Source organism: Microbacterium sp. A84, assembly GCF_051842815.1.
Lineage (GTDB): Bacteria > Actinomycetota > Actinomycetes > Actinomycetales > Microbacteriaceae > Microbacterium.
Genome location: NZ_JBPXMS010000003.1, coordinates 74,146 through 90,472, shown reverse-complemented (window position 1 = coordinate 90,472; position 16,327 = coordinate 74,146). Strand labels below are relative to the sequence as shown.

At 65.6% G+C, this 16,327-nt stretch carries 15 protein-coding genes; 9 read left to right on the top strand and 6 right to left on the bottom strand.

Annotation, left to right across the window (positions count from 1 at the left end; genetic code table 11):
* Window positions 1-53 precede the first annotated feature (53 nt).
* The 3 genes from ACSU04_RS13055 to ACSU04_RS13045 are packed head-to-tail and all read left to right on the top strand — an operon-like array spanning window position 54 to window position 3,585.
* The gene (locus tag ACSU04_RS13055; RefSeq protein ID WP_439290111.1) at window positions 54-1,241 is read left to right on the top strand and encodes a glycosyltransferase; all 1,188 of its coding nucleotides are present in this window, start codon (window positions 54-56) and stop codon (window positions 1,239-1,241) included.
* Between the two features lie 3 nt (window positions 1,242-1,244).
* Window positions 1,245-2,432: a glycosyltransferase family 4 protein gene (locus ACSU04_RS13050; protein WP_439289843.1), complete on the top strand. Its 1,188-nt coding sequence runs from the start codon at window positions 1,245-1,247 to the stop codon at window positions 2,430-2,432.
* Window positions 2,433-2,457: 25 nt separating this feature from the next.
* The gene (locus ACSU04_RS13045) at window positions 2,458-3,585 is read left to right on the top strand and encodes an AI-2E family transporter (protein ID WP_439289842.1); all 1,128 of its coding nucleotides are present in this window, start codon (window positions 2,458-2,460) and stop codon (window positions 3,583-3,585) included.
* Window positions 3,586-3,619: 34 nt separating this feature from the next.
* Here ACSU04_RS13045 and ACSU04_RS13040 read toward each other — a convergent pair whose 3' ends face one another.
* Complete coding sequence (locus ACSU04_RS13040; RefSeq protein WP_439289841.1) at window positions 3,620-4,072, bottom strand: hypothetical protein; 453 nt, start codon at window positions 4,070-4,072, stop codon at window positions 3,620-3,622.
* 63 nt (window positions 4,073-4,135) lie between these two features.
* Complete coding sequence (locus ACSU04_RS13035; protein ID WP_439289840.1) at window positions 4,136-4,297, bottom strand: hypothetical protein; 162 nt, start codon at window positions 4,295-4,297, stop codon at window positions 4,136-4,138.
* Between the two features lie 110 nt (window positions 4,298-4,407).
* On the opposite strand from ACSU04_RS13035, the gene ACSU04_RS13030 reads away from it, so the two are divergent.
* A complete protein-coding gene (locus tag ACSU04_RS13030; protein WP_439282981.1) occupies window positions 4,408-5,376 on the top strand; it encodes a GlxA family transcriptional regulator in 969 nt (322 codons plus the stop codon).
* Between the two features lies 1 nt (window position 5,377).
* On the opposite strand, the gene ACSU04_RS13025 is transcribed toward ACSU04_RS13030, so the two are convergent.
* Both ACSU04_RS13025 and ACSU04_RS13020 read right to left on the bottom strand, forming a co-directional pair.
* Window positions 5,378-6,067: an NRDE family protein gene (locus ACSU04_RS13025; RefSeq protein WP_439289839.1), complete on the bottom strand. Its 690-nt coding sequence runs from the start codon at window positions 6,065-6,067 to the stop codon at window positions 5,378-5,380.
* 48 nt (window positions 6,068-6,115) lie between these two features.
* Window positions 6,116-7,060, bottom strand: coding sequence for an NAD(P)-dependent alcohol dehydrogenase (locus tag ACSU04_RS13020; RefSeq protein WP_439289838.1), 945 nt, complete (start codon window positions 7,058-7,060; stop codon window positions 6,116-6,118).
* Window positions 7,061-7,128: 68 nt separating this feature from the next.
* On the opposite strand from ACSU04_RS13020, the gene coaBC reads away from it, so the two are divergent.
* From coaBC to ACSU04_RS12995, 5 genes are all read left to right on the top strand, one after another.
* Window positions 7,129-8,331: a bifunctional phosphopantothenoylcysteine decarboxylase/phosphopantothenate--cysteine ligase CoaBC gene (gene coaBC, locus ACSU04_RS13015; protein ID WP_439289837.1), complete on the top strand. Its 1,203-nt coding sequence runs from the start codon at window positions 7,129-7,131 to the stop codon at window positions 8,329-8,331.
* Window positions 8,332-8,387: 56 nt separating this feature from the next.
* A complete protein-coding gene (locus ACSU04_RS13010; protein ID WP_439289836.1) occupies window positions 8,388-10,580 on the top strand; it encodes an ATP-dependent Clp protease ATP-binding subunit in 2,193 nt (730 codons plus the stop codon).
* A 260-nt stretch (window positions 10,581-10,840) separates the two neighbouring features.
* The gene (locus ACSU04_RS13005) at window positions 10,841-12,409 is read left to right on the top strand and encodes a Re/Si-specific NAD(P)(+) transhydrogenase subunit alpha (protein ID WP_439289835.1); all 1,569 of its coding nucleotides are present in this window, start codon (window positions 10,841-10,843) and stop codon (window positions 12,407-12,409) included.
* Window positions 12,406-13,818, top strand: a complete 1,413-nt coding sequence (gene pntB / locus ACSU04_RS13000; RefSeq protein WP_439289834.1) for a Re/Si-specific NAD(P)(+) transhydrogenase subunit beta — start codon at window positions 12,406-12,408, stop codon at window positions 13,816-13,818. Before ACSU04_RS13005 ends, pntB begins: the two co-directional genes overlap by 4 nt.
* Before the next feature lie 136 nt (window positions 13,819-13,954).
* Entirely contained in the window at window positions 13,955-14,452 is a 498-nt protein-coding gene (locus ACSU04_RS12995; RefSeq protein ID WP_439289833.1) for a hypothetical protein, read from the top strand.
* Here ACSU04_RS12995 and ACSU04_RS12990 read toward each other — a convergent pair.
* Window positions 14,439-15,209 carry an enoyl-CoA hydratase/isomerase family protein gene (locus ACSU04_RS12990; protein ID WP_439289832.1) on the bottom strand — a complete coding sequence of 257 codons (771 nt, stop codon included), beginning with the start codon at window positions 15,207-15,209 and terminating at the stop codon, window positions 14,439-14,441. The genes ACSU04_RS12995 and ACSU04_RS12990 overlap by 14 nt on opposite strands.
* A gap of 14 nt (window positions 15,210-15,223) precedes the next feature.
* On the bottom strand, window positions 15,224-16,324 hold the full coding sequence (gene paaE / locus ACSU04_RS12985) for a 1,2-phenylacetyl-CoA epoxidase subunit PaaE (RefSeq protein ID WP_439282999.1): 1,101 nt from the start codon (window positions 16,322-16,324) through the stop codon (window positions 15,224-15,226).
* Window positions 16,325-16,327: the final 3 nt, after the last annotated feature.

The following is a 16,327-nucleotide window of genomic DNA, read 5'->3' as shown; positions in this document are numbered from 1 at the left end:
GAGTTGCCAGCGCCCGGATCCGGGCCCTTTCTTGCCGCGTACCGTAAGGCTGCATATTCGTGACCTCCTCTGACGCTCCGTTGAAGATCCTCATCGGATGCGACACCTTCGCCCCTGACATCAACGGCGCCGCGCGCTTCGCCGAGCGCCTCGCGGCAGGGCTGGTGCAGCGTGGCCATGACGTACACGTCGTCGCCCCGAACACGAAGTATCGTCGGGCGACACCTGCAACAGAGGTCATCGAGGGCGAGCCGATGACGATGCACCGCCTGCCTTCGGTGCGGTGGATGCCGCACGACTGGCTGCGGTTTGTGTGGCCGTGGCGATCCACGCACTACGCGCGCAAGGTGCTGGACAGTGTTAAACCCGACATCGTGCACATTCAGTCGCACATCATCATCGGCCGCGGTCTCGCGCACGTTGCCGCAGAGCGTGGCATCCCGGTCATTGCCACGAACCACGTGATGGCGGAGAACCTCCTCGACCACTCCATGTTCCCCAAGTTCATCGACGACCTCATACTGAAGTGGGCGTTGGGGGAGGCGAAGCGCACCTTCGACCTCACGCGCGCCATCACGACCCCGACGCGTCGCGCTGCCGACTTCCTCGAGCAGACCATCGAGGTGCAGGGCGTCATCCCGATCAGTTGCGGGATCGATCGCACGCAGTACACGCCGGTGATCGCCCCACGCGAGAAGAATCGCATCATCTTCGTCGGACGCCTGACGGCCGAGAAGCAGGTCGAGGTCATCCTGCAGGCGATGACGAAGCTCGACCCCGCATTCGAGACCACGTTCGACATCGTCGGTGGTGGCGACCAGCGCAAGAATCTCGAGCGGCTGAGTGCGGAGTTGGGTCTCTCTGACCGCGTCACCTTCCACGGCCGCACGACCGATGCGGAGCTGCGCGCGCTGCTGTCGCGCGCGAGCCTGTTCGTGATCGCCTCGATCGCCGAATTGCAGTCCATCGCGACCATGGAAGCGATGGCCTCGGCGCTGCCGATCGTGGCCGCGAATGCCGTCGCGCTGCCGCACCTGGTGCAGAGCGGCGAGAACGGGTATCTGTTCGAACCGGGCGATTCCGACGAGCTCGCGGCACGGATGACGGATGTGCTGACTACCTCGCCGGAAAAGTACGCGCGGATGCAGCAGGCATCGCTGGACGGCGTACTCGTGCACGACATTAACCGCACCCTCGACACGTTCGAGGCTCTTTACCGCGACGAACCGCTGCCGGAGTAGCCCATGCACATCGTCTTCTTCGGCGATCAGCACCTCGAATCCCTCGGTGGAGCGCAGGTGTCGATGCGGCTGCAGCGACGATTCCTCGAACGTGCTGGTCATACTGTGACCGCTGTCGCGCCGAAGATGCATGCGCGCGGCCTCGCGACCACGGATCCTGGATATCTGGACACACCGTCAATTCCGATCACCCTTGATCGTGAGTACTCGATGTCGTGGCCGGGGCGGCGTACCGACCGCTTTCTGGACCGTGCTTTCGCAACCCGGCCGCCCGTCGACCTCGTGCACGTGCAGGGTGACTTCTGGGGGGCGTTCATCGGGCATCGCTTCGCCCATCGTCACGGCATCCCGGTCGTGCACACCATGCACAACCGCGTCGATGTCGGGATGGCCGCGGTCACTCCGCTGCACCGGCAGGTGCTCGCTGTGCTGAATCTGTGGCGGCGCCAGACGATGCACGGCATCGGCTCGCGGGTTGGCGGAAACGACGGCTGGGCGTTCCTCCGCGGAATTGCACAGGGATCCAGCGCGGTCACAGCGCCCTCTGGTCACTTCGCGCGCAGGCTCGAACAGCACGGGGTCTTCGGCAGCGTGGACGTGGTGTGGAACGGCATCGACGATGAGTTGCTGGCCCAGACACGTGTGGCCGAGCGTGATGCCTCCACCACGCGGCGCCCGCGTTTCGTGTGGCTCGGGCGGATGAGCCCTGAGAAGAGACTGCTCCCGTTCCTGGAGGCGGTTGTCGCATCCCAGGTGGACGCCGACATCGAGATCATCGGCGGAGGCGGCCAGCTGCGCGCCGCCGAGAAGATCGCGCGCGGGCATGACGGGGTACGGTTCGCGGGACGGCTCAGCTACGCCGAGACCCTTGCCCGTATCGCTGCGGCGGATGCTGTCGTGCAGACTTCCATCGGTTTTGAAACTCAGGGAATGACGCCGTTCGAAGCGGCTGCCCTCGGCACGCCGACCATCGTCTGCGACCCGGACATCGCCGGTGAGCTGCGCGGCGGACTATGGGCAGTGCCGGGGCCTTCAATCACTGAGCTGTCCGACGTGTTGCGGCGCGCAGCATCCGACATCGTGGCGGGAACCGCACCGACACCCGACCCCGAGGTGGCAAAGGCCTTCCGCCAGTCATCGCGCACCGCGGCGATGATCGAGATCTACGAGCGCGTGCTCGGCGAGCGATGAAACCCATGGGCGATACGCTGGGCGAATGACCAGCTCTGAGCAGACCTCCGATCGGATGCTTTCGTCGAGTCTGCGGGTGCTGCTGACGCTTGCCGCATCCGTCATCGTCATCGCCGGGCTCTTTTTCGCGCGCGAGATCGTCGGGCCCATCGCCCTGGCGATCGTGATCGTGGTGATCTGTGAACCAGCCCGCAGCGTGCTGACCCGCCGCGGATTGCCCACGTGGCTCGGATCGACTCTCGTCATCGCACTGGCCTACGTCATCCTGCTCGCGATGGGGGCGCTGCTGTGGTTCGCAGGAACTCAGTTCGCCCGCCTCGTGGTCGACCTGACTTCTGATCGTGGAGTCATCCAGCAGTTCACCGAGTTCGTCGCGTGGCTGGACGAGCTCGGATTCGGCCAGGAGGCGACGGATGCCGTGACGTCGTTGCTGGCGCCAGCGAACCTGCTGAAGATGGTGCAGAGCGTCGGTGGCACGGTCGTCGCAGTGGGCACCGCACTGTTCTTCGTGTTCGCCTACATCATCTTCATGGCTGTGGATGCGGCCCGCTACCGTCACGCGCCAGCCGTGTTTGGTGCCACGCGCAGCCACGTCATCGGACGCATCACCCTGCTGAACCGCGGCATCCGTCGGTATTACATCGTCAATGCGAGCTTCGGTGCGATCGTCGCGATCGTCGATGGCCTCGCACTGTGGTGGATGGGTGTGCCCGCACCCATCGTGTGGGCGATCCTCGCATTCGTGACGAACTTCATCCCGAACGTCGGTTTCATCCTGGGCCTGGTGCCCCCTGCGATCCTCGCGTTCGCCGTCGGCGGCTGGCCGCTGCTGCTCGGCGTGATCATTGTCTACACCGTCGTCAATGTCGTACTGCAGGTGCTCGTGCAGCCGAAGTTCGTCAGCGACGCGGTCGATCTCAGCCTCACGCTGAGCTTCTTCTCAGTGATCTTCTGGACCTTCGTGGTCGGCCCGCTCGGTGCGATCCTGTCGATCCCGCTGACGCTGCTCACTCGCGCGCTCGTGCTGGAGGGCAACCCGGATGCGCTTTGGTTGCGCTGGGTCACGGGCGATCGCACGGCCGTGCCGCCGCCGGAGCCCGAAGCGGTGCCGGTGCGCCAGCGACGCAGACGCCGGTGGGTGTGGTCGCGCTGACCTGCGGTGCAACCGCTGTTCAGTAACCTGCCGGTCAGCGGATGAACATGGACAGTGTGCCGACGAGGAAGCTGACCACGCCGCTCGCGACACCGGCGATGCCGAGGCCGACGGCGATACCCGCCTGTCCGTGCGGAACGTCGACCCGCCTAAGGCCGATAATGCCGGAGATCAGCGCGGCCAGCGCGGCGCAGAACACGAGCACTACGCCGATCGAGGCGAAGAGCGAGATCAGAAAGAAGTTGTCGCTGTTGATCGTTAATTGAACAACGATGCCCGACACCAGGCTCAGTCCGAGGCCGAGGAGGCCGAAGATGAAGCCGACCCGCCCAGGTGTGTTGCGTCCGGCCGCACCGGGGTGAGCGGGCTGTTGAGGCTGGCTCTGGTAATACGGCTGCGCGGCAGCCGAGGACTGTGCAGGATGACCGGGCTGCCGGCCAGCGGGTGATACGTACGGCGGAAGCGGGGGCTGTTGCGGATCGCTCATGCGGTCGAGCCTAATCCCGGCCAGGAATCAGATCGCGGTCAGGAACCAGACCGTGATCAACCATCAGCGATAGCTGATCGATGCCTCGACGCTGTCGAGGGCGTCGTGGTCGGCGACGCGTGACCAATCGGTGGCCACGGCGTGGAAGCCATCGCGACGAAGCTCGATGACAGTGGCGATGAGCCCAGCGAGGGCAAGTACTGCGAGCAGGATAATAATGGACATGGCAGAAAAACTACGCCTGTTGCTTTCGTGCCACTAGTGGCAGAATCGACATAGATCGTCGAAAAACTGCCAAACTGGCTATCGTCACACTTCGCCGTCGAAGGAGCACCATGAGAACTGTCGCCTGTATTGTCCAAGATGGCTTCGCGCCGTTCGAGTTCGGCGTTGCCTGTGAGGCGTTCGGCCTTGATCGATCAGATGACGGCGTCCCGAACTTCGACTTCCGTGTCGTGTCCACCGAGGTCGGACCGGTGGCATCCAAGTTGGGCTTCTCCATCAACGTGGAGAACGACCTCTCCTTCGCTTATGAGGCCGATCTCGTGGTCGTGTGTCCGATTCCCCGCAAATGGTGGGGAGCCACCGATTCGCGCATCCTTGATGTGGTGCGGGACGCCGACGCGAGGGGCGCGTGGTTGCTCAGCGTCTGCAGTGGCTCATTCGTGATTGCAGAGGCAGGTGTGCTCGACGGGCGGCGGGCGACGACGCACTGGATGTACACCGACGAGATGACGGCGATGTTCCCGCTGATCGACGTCGACCCCGATGTGCTGTTCGTGCAGGATGGCCGCATTATCACCAGCGCGGGAACTGCCGCCGGCCTTGACGCCTGCCTGCACCTGCTGCGTCAGGAGATCGGCGCCGAACTCACGAATCGTGTCGCACGGCGCATGGTCGTGCCGCCGCAGCGTGATGGTGGTCAGGCGCAGTACATCGATCGACCGATCGCCACGGTGCAGAACGACTCGCTTGCCGCGATTACGGAGTGGACCATGGAAAACTTGCGCGAGGACCTGACTGTTGAGCAGCTCGCCTCGCGTGCGCATATGTCGCCGCGTACCTTCGCGCGTCACTTCAAAGCAGAGCATGGCGCGACACCGGCGGCATGGTTGGCCCGCCAGCGGATCATTCACGCCCAGCGGATGCTGGAGCGCACCGACCTGGGTCTCGATGAGATCGCCCAGGAGTGCGGGTTTGGCTCGGCCGCCGTGCTGCGGCAGAACTTCGCGCGCGTGCTCGCAACGACGCCGACCGCATACCGTGCGCGGTTCGCCTGCATCGCGGATGAGTCTGCGGCCTGAGCTACCAGTGCCCAGGCATCGGCAGAGGGGTTTCGTGTACCTCGACCCCTGAATGGTTGACGGCCGCGACGCAGTACAGCAGTGACTGGGTCGGATAGCCGTGCGGCCGGTTGTCGCGGATGATCGCCGCATCGTCGGTGGGGTCAAGGGCGGTGGATGCCGCGAGCAGATCAATCCACTCGCTCTCCCAGGCATCCGTCCGGGCGGCGTGAGCGCGGAACTCCGGCAGCCAGCGCGCGATGCGGGCGGTGGCCGGATCATCCAGCCCATCGTGCGCGATCATGTGCACGCCCTGAGGAACGGGCGTCTCGCGCAGAGTCTGACCGTCCCAGGACAGCACCCGAGCGGAGTCTGGTCCGACTTCGAGCAGATTGAATCCGTGCATCGCCAGTGGCGCCACGGGAGACCGTCCGGCAACTGACTCCAGAGCCAAACTGCCGCGGGTGAGCACCTGGTCTTCGGGAAGGTCGAGAGCGTCTGCCCGGTTCAGGAGTACGGCGAGGCGTCGGGTTGTCGGATCAGCGGCGAGCCAGGCGCCACCCGCCCGCCGGTCGCGGATGCCGATCACTCCCGGATAAGCGTCCGGCCACCACGGGCCCAGCGAATCCCACGCACGTTCGGGGTCTTCATCACGGATCGCCAGCAGACGCGAACCTCCGGGTTCAGCGACATCGATCACGACGGTGCACACGCGGTCAGTCTAAGTGCCATGCTGTCGCGTTTCGCAACAAGCGTGCGCTCAGATCTCGATCACGATTTTGCCGCGCACGCCGCCATGCTCCAGCGCGCGGTGCGCGCCCGCGACGTCTGACAGCGGAAACACGCGGTCGACCTGTGGGCGAATCGCACCGGCGGAGACCCATCTGCCGAGTTCGGCCAACAGTGGCGTTCGCGGATCGCCGCTGAAGAATCGCGTCCAGCGGGTGCGTCGCAGCGAGTGCGCCGCGAGGTGGCTGAGTGCGCGAGCTGGATGCCCGAAATCGATCGAGATGGTGACCATCCGGCCGCTCGGAGTGAGCAGTCGGCGGAACGCGGCAAGGTCGGTGCCCACAGTGTCCAGCACGACGTCGAACTGTCCGAGATCACCTGGGTCGCGGTAATCGATCGCTTCATCCGCTCCCAGTTCGCGCACCAAATCCAGATTGGGGGCGCTGGCCAAACCCGTCACGTGAGCGCCCATCGCCTTCCCGAGTTGCACGGCCACGTAGCCGACTCCACCGGTGGCTCCGCGTACCAGCAGTCGTTCTCCCGGGGCGAGAGCGGCCTTGTCGCGCAATGCGGTGATCGCGGTCGTGCCGACGGGAAGGGCGGCCGCCTGGACAGCATTCAATCCAGCGGGCACATGATCGATCCGGTCGGGTGCGATCGACACATATTCTGCGGCGGTGGCGGCGGCAAGCCCGCCGATACCCCATACGAGATCCCCGACGGAGAAGCGGGAGGAGCCCGGTTCGACGACCTCGCCCACGACATCGAGACCGATCCGCTTCGGGAATCGGTTGCCGCTGAATGGCCGCATTTTCCCTGCGCGCATCGCCAGGTCGATGCCGTTTACGGAGAGGGCACGCACTCGAATCAGGACTTCTCCCGGTCGCACCCGTGGACGCGGTGTCGACACCTCATGGAGCACCTCAGGGGGGCCGTACCGGTCGAAGCTGGCCACGCGCATGGAAGTGGGAGACATATGCCCTGTTTAGCATCGAAGTGGAACGACCTGCCCCGCAGAGGTCGCCGCTCAGGCAGAATCAAGGCATGAACATCGTCGTCGGAGTCACAGGCGGCATCGCCGCGTACAAGACCGTTCACCTCGTGCGCCTACTGATCAAGGCGGGTCACGACGTCACGGTGATTCCGACCGACGATGCGCTGCGGTTCGTGGGCGCACCGACGTGGGAGGCGATCAGCCGCAATCCGGTCACAACGAGTGTGCACGACGACGTGGCGAAGGTGCGGCACGTCGCTCTCGGTCAGGCCGCCGAGCTCGTGATCATCGCCCCGGCCACAGCGAACACGATCGCGAAGATGACCGCGGGGCTTGCCGATGATCTTCTCGGCACGACGCTGCTGGCGACAACGGCGCCGGTCGCGATCGCCCCGGCTATGCACACGGGGATGTGGCGGCATCCGGCAACGCAGGCCAACATCAGGGTCCTGCGCGAGCGCGGCGTGCACGTGCTGGGGCCGGGCGACGGCGAGCTGACCGGCGGTGACTCGGGACCAGGACGGATGCTCGAACCCGAGGACATCGTCGAATCCGCCCTTGCGCTGCTCGCGCCGCAGGATCTCGCAGGTCTCCGGGTGGTCGTCTCGGCCGGCGGCACGCGCGAGCCGATCGATCCGGTGCGCTTTCTTGGCAATCGCTCCAGCGGGAAGCAGGGCGTCGCGCTCGCCGCGGAAGCCGCAGCCCGCGGCGCCATGGTTGATCTGGTCGCCGCGAACATCGCGGCCGACGTGCTTGCCGGGGCGCGGCATCCGCATATTCGCGTGCATCCGGTTGGCACCGCAGCGCAGCTCGGCGAGGCGATGAGGGATGCCGCGGCATCCGCCACTGTCGTCATCATGACCGCGGCGGTCGCCGACTATCGTCCAGCATCCGCGTCCGACCAGAAGCTGACCAAGGAGGATGGCGCGCTCACGAGCATCGACCTCGTTGAGAACGAGGACATCGTGGCAGGCCTTGCCGCCTCTCGCCCGCATGGTCAGATCATCGTGGCCTTCGCCGCAGAGACGCTGCGCGACCCGGAGGAGCGGCGCGAGCGTGCCCGGCGCAAGCGCGAGCGCAAGGGTGTCGACCTGCTCGCCGTGAACCTCGCGGACGCCGATCACGGCTTCGAGAAGCCAGACAATGCGGTGGAGATCATCGGCGCAGAGGGAGCGGTCGTGGCATCCGCTGAAGGTTCCAAGCGCGAGGTTGCCCGCGTGATCTGGGATGCCGTGCGCGCGGCGCGCCGTTGAGATAAAGTTGAGTCAAGATCACTCAACTTTGAAGAGGAGCTTTCCAGGAGGAAGCGATGACCAACCCCGCACAGGATGACCAGCAGTCCGCGCTCGAGCAGTTCGGCATCAATCTGACCGACCGCGCCCGCCAGGGCAAGCTTGACCCGGTGATCGGCCGTGACAGCGAGATTCGTCGCGTCAGCCAGGTGCTGACCAGGCGCACGAAGAACAACCCCGTGCTCATCGGTGAACCAGGCGTCGGCAAGACGGCCGTGGTCGAGGGGCTGGCGCAGCGGATCGTCGCGGGGGACGTCGCGGAGTCACTCAAGGGCAAAGAGGTCATCACCCTCGACATCTCCGCTCTCGTTGCGGGTGCCATGTATCGGGGCCAGTTCGAGGAGCGGCTGAAGCAGGTCCTCAAGGAGATCACCGAATCCGACGGTCAGGTCATCACCTTCATCGACGAGCTGCACACGCTGATGGGCGCCGGTGGCGGCGAGGGGTCGGTCGCAGCATCCAACATGCTCAAGCCCATGCTCGCCCGCGGTGAGCTGCGCCTGATCGGTGCCACCACACTCAACGAATACCGCGAGTTCATCGAGAAGGATGCTGCGCTCGAGCGTCGCTTCCAGCAGGTCTATGTCGGTGAGCCAACGGTGGAAGACACCATCGCGATCCTGCGCGGACTCAAGGAGCGCTACGAAGCGCACCACAAGGTCGCCATTTCAGACAGCGCGCTGGTCGCCGCGGCAGCCCTGTCGAACCGGTATATTCCCTCGCGTCAGCTACCAGACAAGGCGATCGACCTGATCGATGAGGCGGCATCCAGGTTGCGCATGGAGATCGACTCGGCGCCGGTCGAGATCGACGAGCTGCGCCGGTATGTCGACCGGCTGAAGCTCGAAGAGCTCGCTCTCAAGAAGGAGAAGGACGCCGCATCCAAGGAGCGTCTCGCCGTGCTCCGCGAAGACCTGTCCGTGAAGCAGGCCCAACTCGGCGAGTTGCAGGAGCGGTGGGAGCGCGAACGCGCCTCGCTGAACAAGGTCGGCGACCTTAAGGCCCGATTGGATGCCGCCCGCAGCGATGCTGACCGCGCCCAGCGTGAGGGCAATCTCGAGAAGGCCTCCCGGCTGCTGTACGGGGAGATCCCGGCGCTCGAACGCGAAGTGTTCGCGGCAGAGCAGTCCGAGGGTGACGGCGACGGTGAGGGGCGCATGGTCAATGACCAGGTCACCGAAGAGGACATCGCCGGCGTCATTGCGGCGTGGACTGGCATCCCGGTCGGCCGCCTTCTGCAGGGCGAAAGCGAGAAGCTGCTGCATCTGGAGGCCGAGCTCGGCAAGCGACTGATCGGCCAGAAAGAGGCCGTCGGCGCGGTTGCGGATGCGGTGCGCCGCTCGCGTGCGGGTATCAGCGACCCTGGTCGCCCGACTGGATCGTTCCTGTTCCTCGGCCCGACGGGTGTCGGAAAGACCGAGCTCGCCAAGGCGCTCGCCGAGTTCCTCTTCGATGATGAGCACGCCATGGTGCGCATCGACATGTCGGAGTACGGCGAGAAGCACTCGGTGTCCAGGCTTGTGGGCGCCCCTCCCGGCTACATCGGTTATGAGCAGGGCGGTCAGTTGACCGAGGCCGTGCGGCGCCGCCCGTACAGCGTCGTGTTGCTGGATGAGGTCGAGAAGGCGCATCCGGAAGTGTTCGACGTGCTGTTGCAGGTCATGGACGACGGTCGCATGACCGACGGCCAGGGACGGACGGTCGACTTCTCGAATGTCATCCTGATCCTCACCTCGAACCTGGGCTCGCCGATTCTGATCGATCCGACGATGTCGCTCGACGACAAGCGCGACAGTGTCATGGCGCTGGTGCGCCAGGCATTCAAGCCGGAGTTCGTGAACCGCCTCGACGACATCGTCATCTTCCAGTCGCTCACGGAGGACGATCTCGCTCAGATCGTGGAGCTGTCGATCGACCACCTGCAGACACGGCTGCGTGAGCGCCGACTGACGCTCGCAGTCACTCCGGATGCTCGAGCGTGGCTTGCCGAGCGCGGATATGACCCGGTGTATGGCGCGCGTCCGCTGCGCCGGCTCATCCAGAACGAGGTGCAGAACAAGCTGGCCACGGCGCTGCTCTCCGGTGGCGTGCGCGACGGAGACACCGTGCGCGTGGATATGTCTGCAGACGGGGCGGGGCTGGTGCTGACCAGCGATGGGCCGCCTGATGTCGAGGACGACGTCGTTGAGGCGGAGCTGATCGAGGACTGACGCCCGCTGCTGACGCGGGATGGAAAACCTGGCTTCGAGTGCCTTCGGAGCCGGGTTTTCCGTCTCGCCACGCGTGCGACCGGTGCTGGAACGCCCGTCCGACTTTCGCAAACCTCAAAGAGTGCGATTCTTTCGAGTCCGATGGTCGTAATCCTTGCCGAACCTGCACCTCCGGCCCAATATGGTCGTAAGTCAAGTGCCCCGCGCCGGCCCGATCTGGGTGGCCGGCTGATGGCCCGCGACGTGCAAGGGAGCAGTGAATGATGCGAATTGGCATCGTGACAGAACAGAGCGGTGAGACGAGAGTCGCCGCGACGCCACAGACTGTGGGCGCGCTGCGGGGACTCGGATACGAGGTTGCGGTCGAGCGGGGTGCGGGTGTGGCATCCGCTTACCCGGATGATGCGTATGCGGCAGCCGGTGCGACGATCGTCGACGCTGATGAGGCCTGGGTATCGCCGATTCTGTTGAAGGTGAACGCCCCGACGGATGCCGAGATCTCGCGCATCGCGGACAGCGCGACGTTGATCGCTCAGCTCAGCCCGAACCTGAAGCCGGAGTTGCGTCAGGCTCTCGCGACGCGGGGCATCACCGCGCTCGCGCTGGACGCCGTGCCGCGTATCTCGCGCGCCCAGTCGATGGATGTGCTGAGCTCGATGTCGAACATCTCCGGTTACCGTGCGGTGATCGAGGCAGCGAATGAGTTCGGACGCTTCTTCACCGGTCAGGTGACCGCGGCCGGCAAGGTGCCGCCGGCGAAGGTGCTGGTCGCCGGTGCGGGTGTCGCCGGACTCGCGGCCATCGGTGCGGCCTCAAGTCTCGGCGCAATCGTGCGCGCGACTGATCCTCGCCCGGAGGTCGCCGATCAGGTGAAGTCGATCGGTGGGACGTATCTCGAGGTCATCGTTCCTGATGAGCAGAAGGAGGTCTCCTCTGACGGTTACGCCAAGGCGACCAGTGAGGCCTACAATCGTCGGGCCGCCGAGCTGTATTCCGAGCAGGCTGCCGATGTCGACATCATCATCACCACGGCGCTGATCCCGGGGCGTGCGGCTCCTCGACTGATCACTGCGGCAGACGTCGCCAGCATGAAGCCGGGCAGCGTCATCGTCGATATGGCGGCGGCGCAGGGCGGCAACGTCGAGGGCTCGGTCGCCGGAGAGCGTTTCGTGACTGCGAACGGTGTGGTCATCCTCGGCTACACCGACCTGGCCGGGCGTCTGCCCACCCAGGCCTCGCAGCTGTACGGCACGAACCTGGTCAACCTGCTGAAGCTGTTGACTCCTGAGAAGGACGGCCAGCTCACGCTCGATTTCGATGATGTCGTGCAGCGGGCGGTGACCGTGGTGCGGGGCGGTCAAGAGACTTGGCCCCCGCCGGCCGTGCAGGTATCGGCGGCTCCTGTAGCCGCAGCCGTCGCAGCTGTGCCGGTCGCACCGAAGCGTGCGCTCGGCGCTCGGGGCAAGGCAGCGCTGATCGTCGTGGGCATCGCTGCCCTGTTCCTGGTGAACGCGGTCGCCCCTGCGCCGCTGCCGCAGCACTTCACGGTGCTGCTGCTGTCGATCGTGATCGGCTTCTACGTGATCGGCAAGGTGGCGCACGCGCTGCACACTCCGCTGATGAGCGTCACGAACGCCATCTCCGGCATCATCGTGGTCGGCGCGGTCGTGCAGATCGCGAGCCCGAACATCGTGGTGCAGATCGTCTCCGCAGTGGCTGTGCTGGTGGCATCCATCAATATCTTCGGTGGGTTCGCGGTGACCAGAAGGATGCTGAAGATGTTCTCCAAGGGCCCAGAGCAGTCTGCTGACAAGGGGGCCCGCCGATGAGCGCCATCGAGATTTCGGCGTCGGTCGCCGGAGCCGCGTACATCGTCGCGGCGCTGCTGTTCATCATGAGTCTTGCCGGTCTCAGCCGGCACGACACTGCTCGCTCAGGTGTCGGCTATGGCATCGCCGGTATGGTCATCGCGCTTGTCGCGACGGTCTGGGTCACGTTCCAGGGTGCGTGGGGTGAGCCGCATGCGGTCATCGGACTGGTGCTGCTGGTCGTGGCGATGCTGGTCGGCGCGGCCATTGGTCTCTGGCGGGCACGCAAGGTCGAGATGACCGGGATGCCAGAACTCATCGCGCTGCTGCACAGCTTCGTCGGTCTGGCCGCAGTACTGGTCGGCTGGAACGGGCACCTCGCCGCTCCCGAGTACACCGGCGCGCTGGCCGACATCCATCACGGTGAGGTGTTCATCGGCATCTTCATCGGTGGAGTGACCCTCACCGGCTCCATCGTCGCGTTCCTGAAGCTCTCCGGGAGGATGTCCTCGAAACCGCTCATGCTGCCGGGCAAGAACGTGCTGAACCTCGGTGCGATCGCCGTTTTCATCGCGCTGACCGTCTGGTACGTGATTGCCCCAGGGCTCGGGCTGCTCATCGTCGTGACGCTGCTCTCGCTCGCTCTCGGCTGGCACCTGGTCGCATCGATCGGCGGTGGCGATATGCCGGTCGTCGTCTCGATGCTCAACAGCTACTCGGGCTGGGCGGCTGCGGCAGCGGGCTTCCTGCTGAACAATGACTTGCTCATCGTCACCGGCGCCCTGGTGGGTTCCTCCGGTGCGTACCTGTCGTTCATCATGTGCAAGGCGATGAACCGCTCCTTCATCTCGGTGATCGCCGGAGGCTTCGGCATCGCCGCGCCCAAGGGTGACGAGGTCGACCATGGCGAGCACCGTGAGATCGATGCGGCATCCGTCGCCGACATGCTCAGAGACGCCTCGACCGTTGTGATCACGCCCGGCTACGGCATGGCCGTTGCGCAGGCGCAGTATCCGGTCGCCGAGCTCACCCAGAAGCTGCGCGACCGAGGAGTGGACGTGCGGTTCGGCATTCACCCGGTCGCTGGTCGCCTGCCTGGACACATGAATGTGCTGCTGGCGGAGGCCAAGGTGCCGTACGACATCGTCCTCGAGATGGACGAAGTCAACGATGATCTGGCATCCACTGCCGTCGTGCTCGTGATCGGCGCGAACGACACGGTCAACCCCGCTGCGGCCGAGGATCCTTCCAGCCCCATCGCCGGGATGCCGGTCCTGCGGGTGTGGGAAGCCGAGAACGTCATCGTGTTCAAGCGCTCAATGGCCTCCGGTTACGCCGGCGTGCAGAACCCGCTGTTCTTCCGCGACAACGCGCAGATGCTGTTCGGCGACGCCAAGGAGCGCGTCGACGACATCCTCCGCGCGCTCTAGCGCCGCGTCTCAGGGCTGGCGGTATCCGGCGCAGCCGAGAACACACAAACCGTCCTTCCCCACGCTCGGGAAGGACGGTTTGCGTGTTCTCGACGCCGGATGCGAGATGCCGCCACCGTGCGCTAGTCTCGGCGGCATGAGACTTTCCGGCCGGTTCGTTCGCGTCTTCCAGTGGATCGCACCCGTGCTGCTGCCGCTGATGGTCCTGTTCGGACGAGGGGTGCTGGGCGCACCGATGGGCTGGATGACATTCATCGGCATATTCGCCGCACCGTTCGTCATCATCGCGATGTACATCCCGCCGATCATCGTCGCCTTCGATCGTGATGCGAAGGCCGGACGCAGCACGCGTCGGGGCTACAACATCGCGAGCTGGGTCGTCTGGGGTGGACTGCTCGGGATCATGTTCACCCTCGCGGACGGCGGCGACTCCCCGCCCTTCGGCTCTGTCCTCTCCACCTGGGGCCTGAACGCCGCTGTGACCGGCGCGCTCTTCGGTGCCGCGATGTTCGCCGTCGTCATCGGGTGGATCGCCGCGCTGGTATACGCCATCGCCGGCGTCGTGGCCTCACGCACTGTGGGACGGATCGCCCCCGGAATCCACGCGGAAGTCCCGCCGCTCAGCGGCCGGTGAACTCCGGCTTCCGCTTCTGCTGGAACGCGGCGAAGCCTTCGCGGTAGTCGGCGGTGTCGCGGAGCGCCGCCTGGTTCGCGTTCTCCGCGGTCACGGCATCCCAGAGCGCGAGCCGCTCGTCGCGCAGTCGTGCGATGAGTCGCTTACTGGCCAGGAACGCCTGCGTCGCGCCTGCAGCGGCGCCGGATGCCGCGACAAGAGTCGTGGAGATGACATCAGCGGACGGGAGCACCTGGGAGAACAGTCCCGCGTCGACCGCTTCCGTGCCGCTCATGAGCCTGCCGGTGTAGATGAGATCGAGTGTCCTGTGCGCGCCGAGACGTTCGTAGAACAGCGCGTGCCCGCCTGAATCGAGCGTCGCGCCGAGCGCGGCGAAGGGGGAACCGATTTTCGCGGTGTCGGCGACGTAGACGACGTCCGTGGCGATCAGCAGGCCGAGCCCGACGCCGAGGCAGGCGCCGTGGGCGGCAGCGAAGGTCGGTGCCGGGAACGCGGACATCTTCTTGAGCAGCGGAGTCACGAGGCCGTCGAGGTAACCGGTCACGTCGTCGGTCGCGGGGTCGACTCCGGCGATGTCGCGGCCGGCGCAGAATCCTGCTCCCTCGCCGCGCAGCACGAGCGCGCGGACGCCTGCCGCCTCGGCCTCGTCGTAGGCCGATCCGAGGTCGGCCAGCGCCTGCTCGTCGAGCGCGTTGCGCTTCTCGGGCGCATTGAGCATCACATGGGCCACACCTTCGATGATGGTCAGATCGATCATGCGAACTCCTTCAATCACGTGTCGTAGTCGACGACAACGGTCTTCGTCGTCGGATGGGACTGGCAGGTCAGCACATAGCCGCGCTCGAGCTCGTCCGGCTCGAGGGCGAAGTTCTGCGTCATACGCACCTCTCCCTCCACGAGTCGTGCGCGGCACGTGCCGCAGACTCCGCCGGCGCACGCGAACGGCACGTCACCGCGCACACGCAGCGCAGCATCCAAAATTGCCTCATTGGCGGCGACCGGGGACTCCACAGTGGATGACAGCCCATCGAGGGTGAACTCGATGCGGCGCACCTCGTCGCCCGCGTTGACGATGACGGGGCGCCCTCGGTCGACGCGCGGACCGTCGGCATCGCTTGTGAAAAGCTCGAAACGGATGCTGGAGGAGGGCACGCCGCGACGCTCGAGCGTCTCGCGGCACAACGCGACGAGATCGAACGGCCCGCACAGGAACCACTCGGTGACGGTGGCCGGCGGCAGCAGTCCGTCGAGGATCGCGCCGAGCTTCTCCGCGTCGATGCGACCGGAGAGCAGAGGAGCGGTGCGCTGCTCGCGGGAGAGCACATGATGCAGAGCGAGGCGGGCTGGGTAGCGATCCTTCAGGTCGGCGAGCTCGTCGAGGAACATGACGTCCTGCGTGGCACGGTTCGTGTAAACGAGGCTGACCTGCGCTGTGGGCGAGGACGCCAGCACATGAGCGGCCAGCGACATCATCGGTGTGATGCCCGATCCCGCTGCGATACCCGCGATGTGTGCACCGTCGAGGTCGGGGAGATTCGTCGTGAAGCTCCCCTCCGGACTCATGACCTCGATGCGGTCGCCGGGAGCCAGGTGCTCGTGTGCCCAGACGGAGAACAGCCCACCGATGTCGCGCTTGATCCCCACACTGATCTGGCCGAGGGACGGCGCGCGGCAGATCGAATAGCTACGCCGAACTTCCCGTCCGTCAACGTGTGCGCGCAGCGCGACGTACTGCCCCGGTAGGTATTCGTAGTCGCTCTGCAGCTCCGGCGGCACGGTGAAGGTCACCTCGATGCTCTCCGGGGTCAGCGGTCTGACCTCAGAAACCAGGAGTTCATGGAAGCGCCCTCGGCGGCGCACGGTCGTACTCATCAG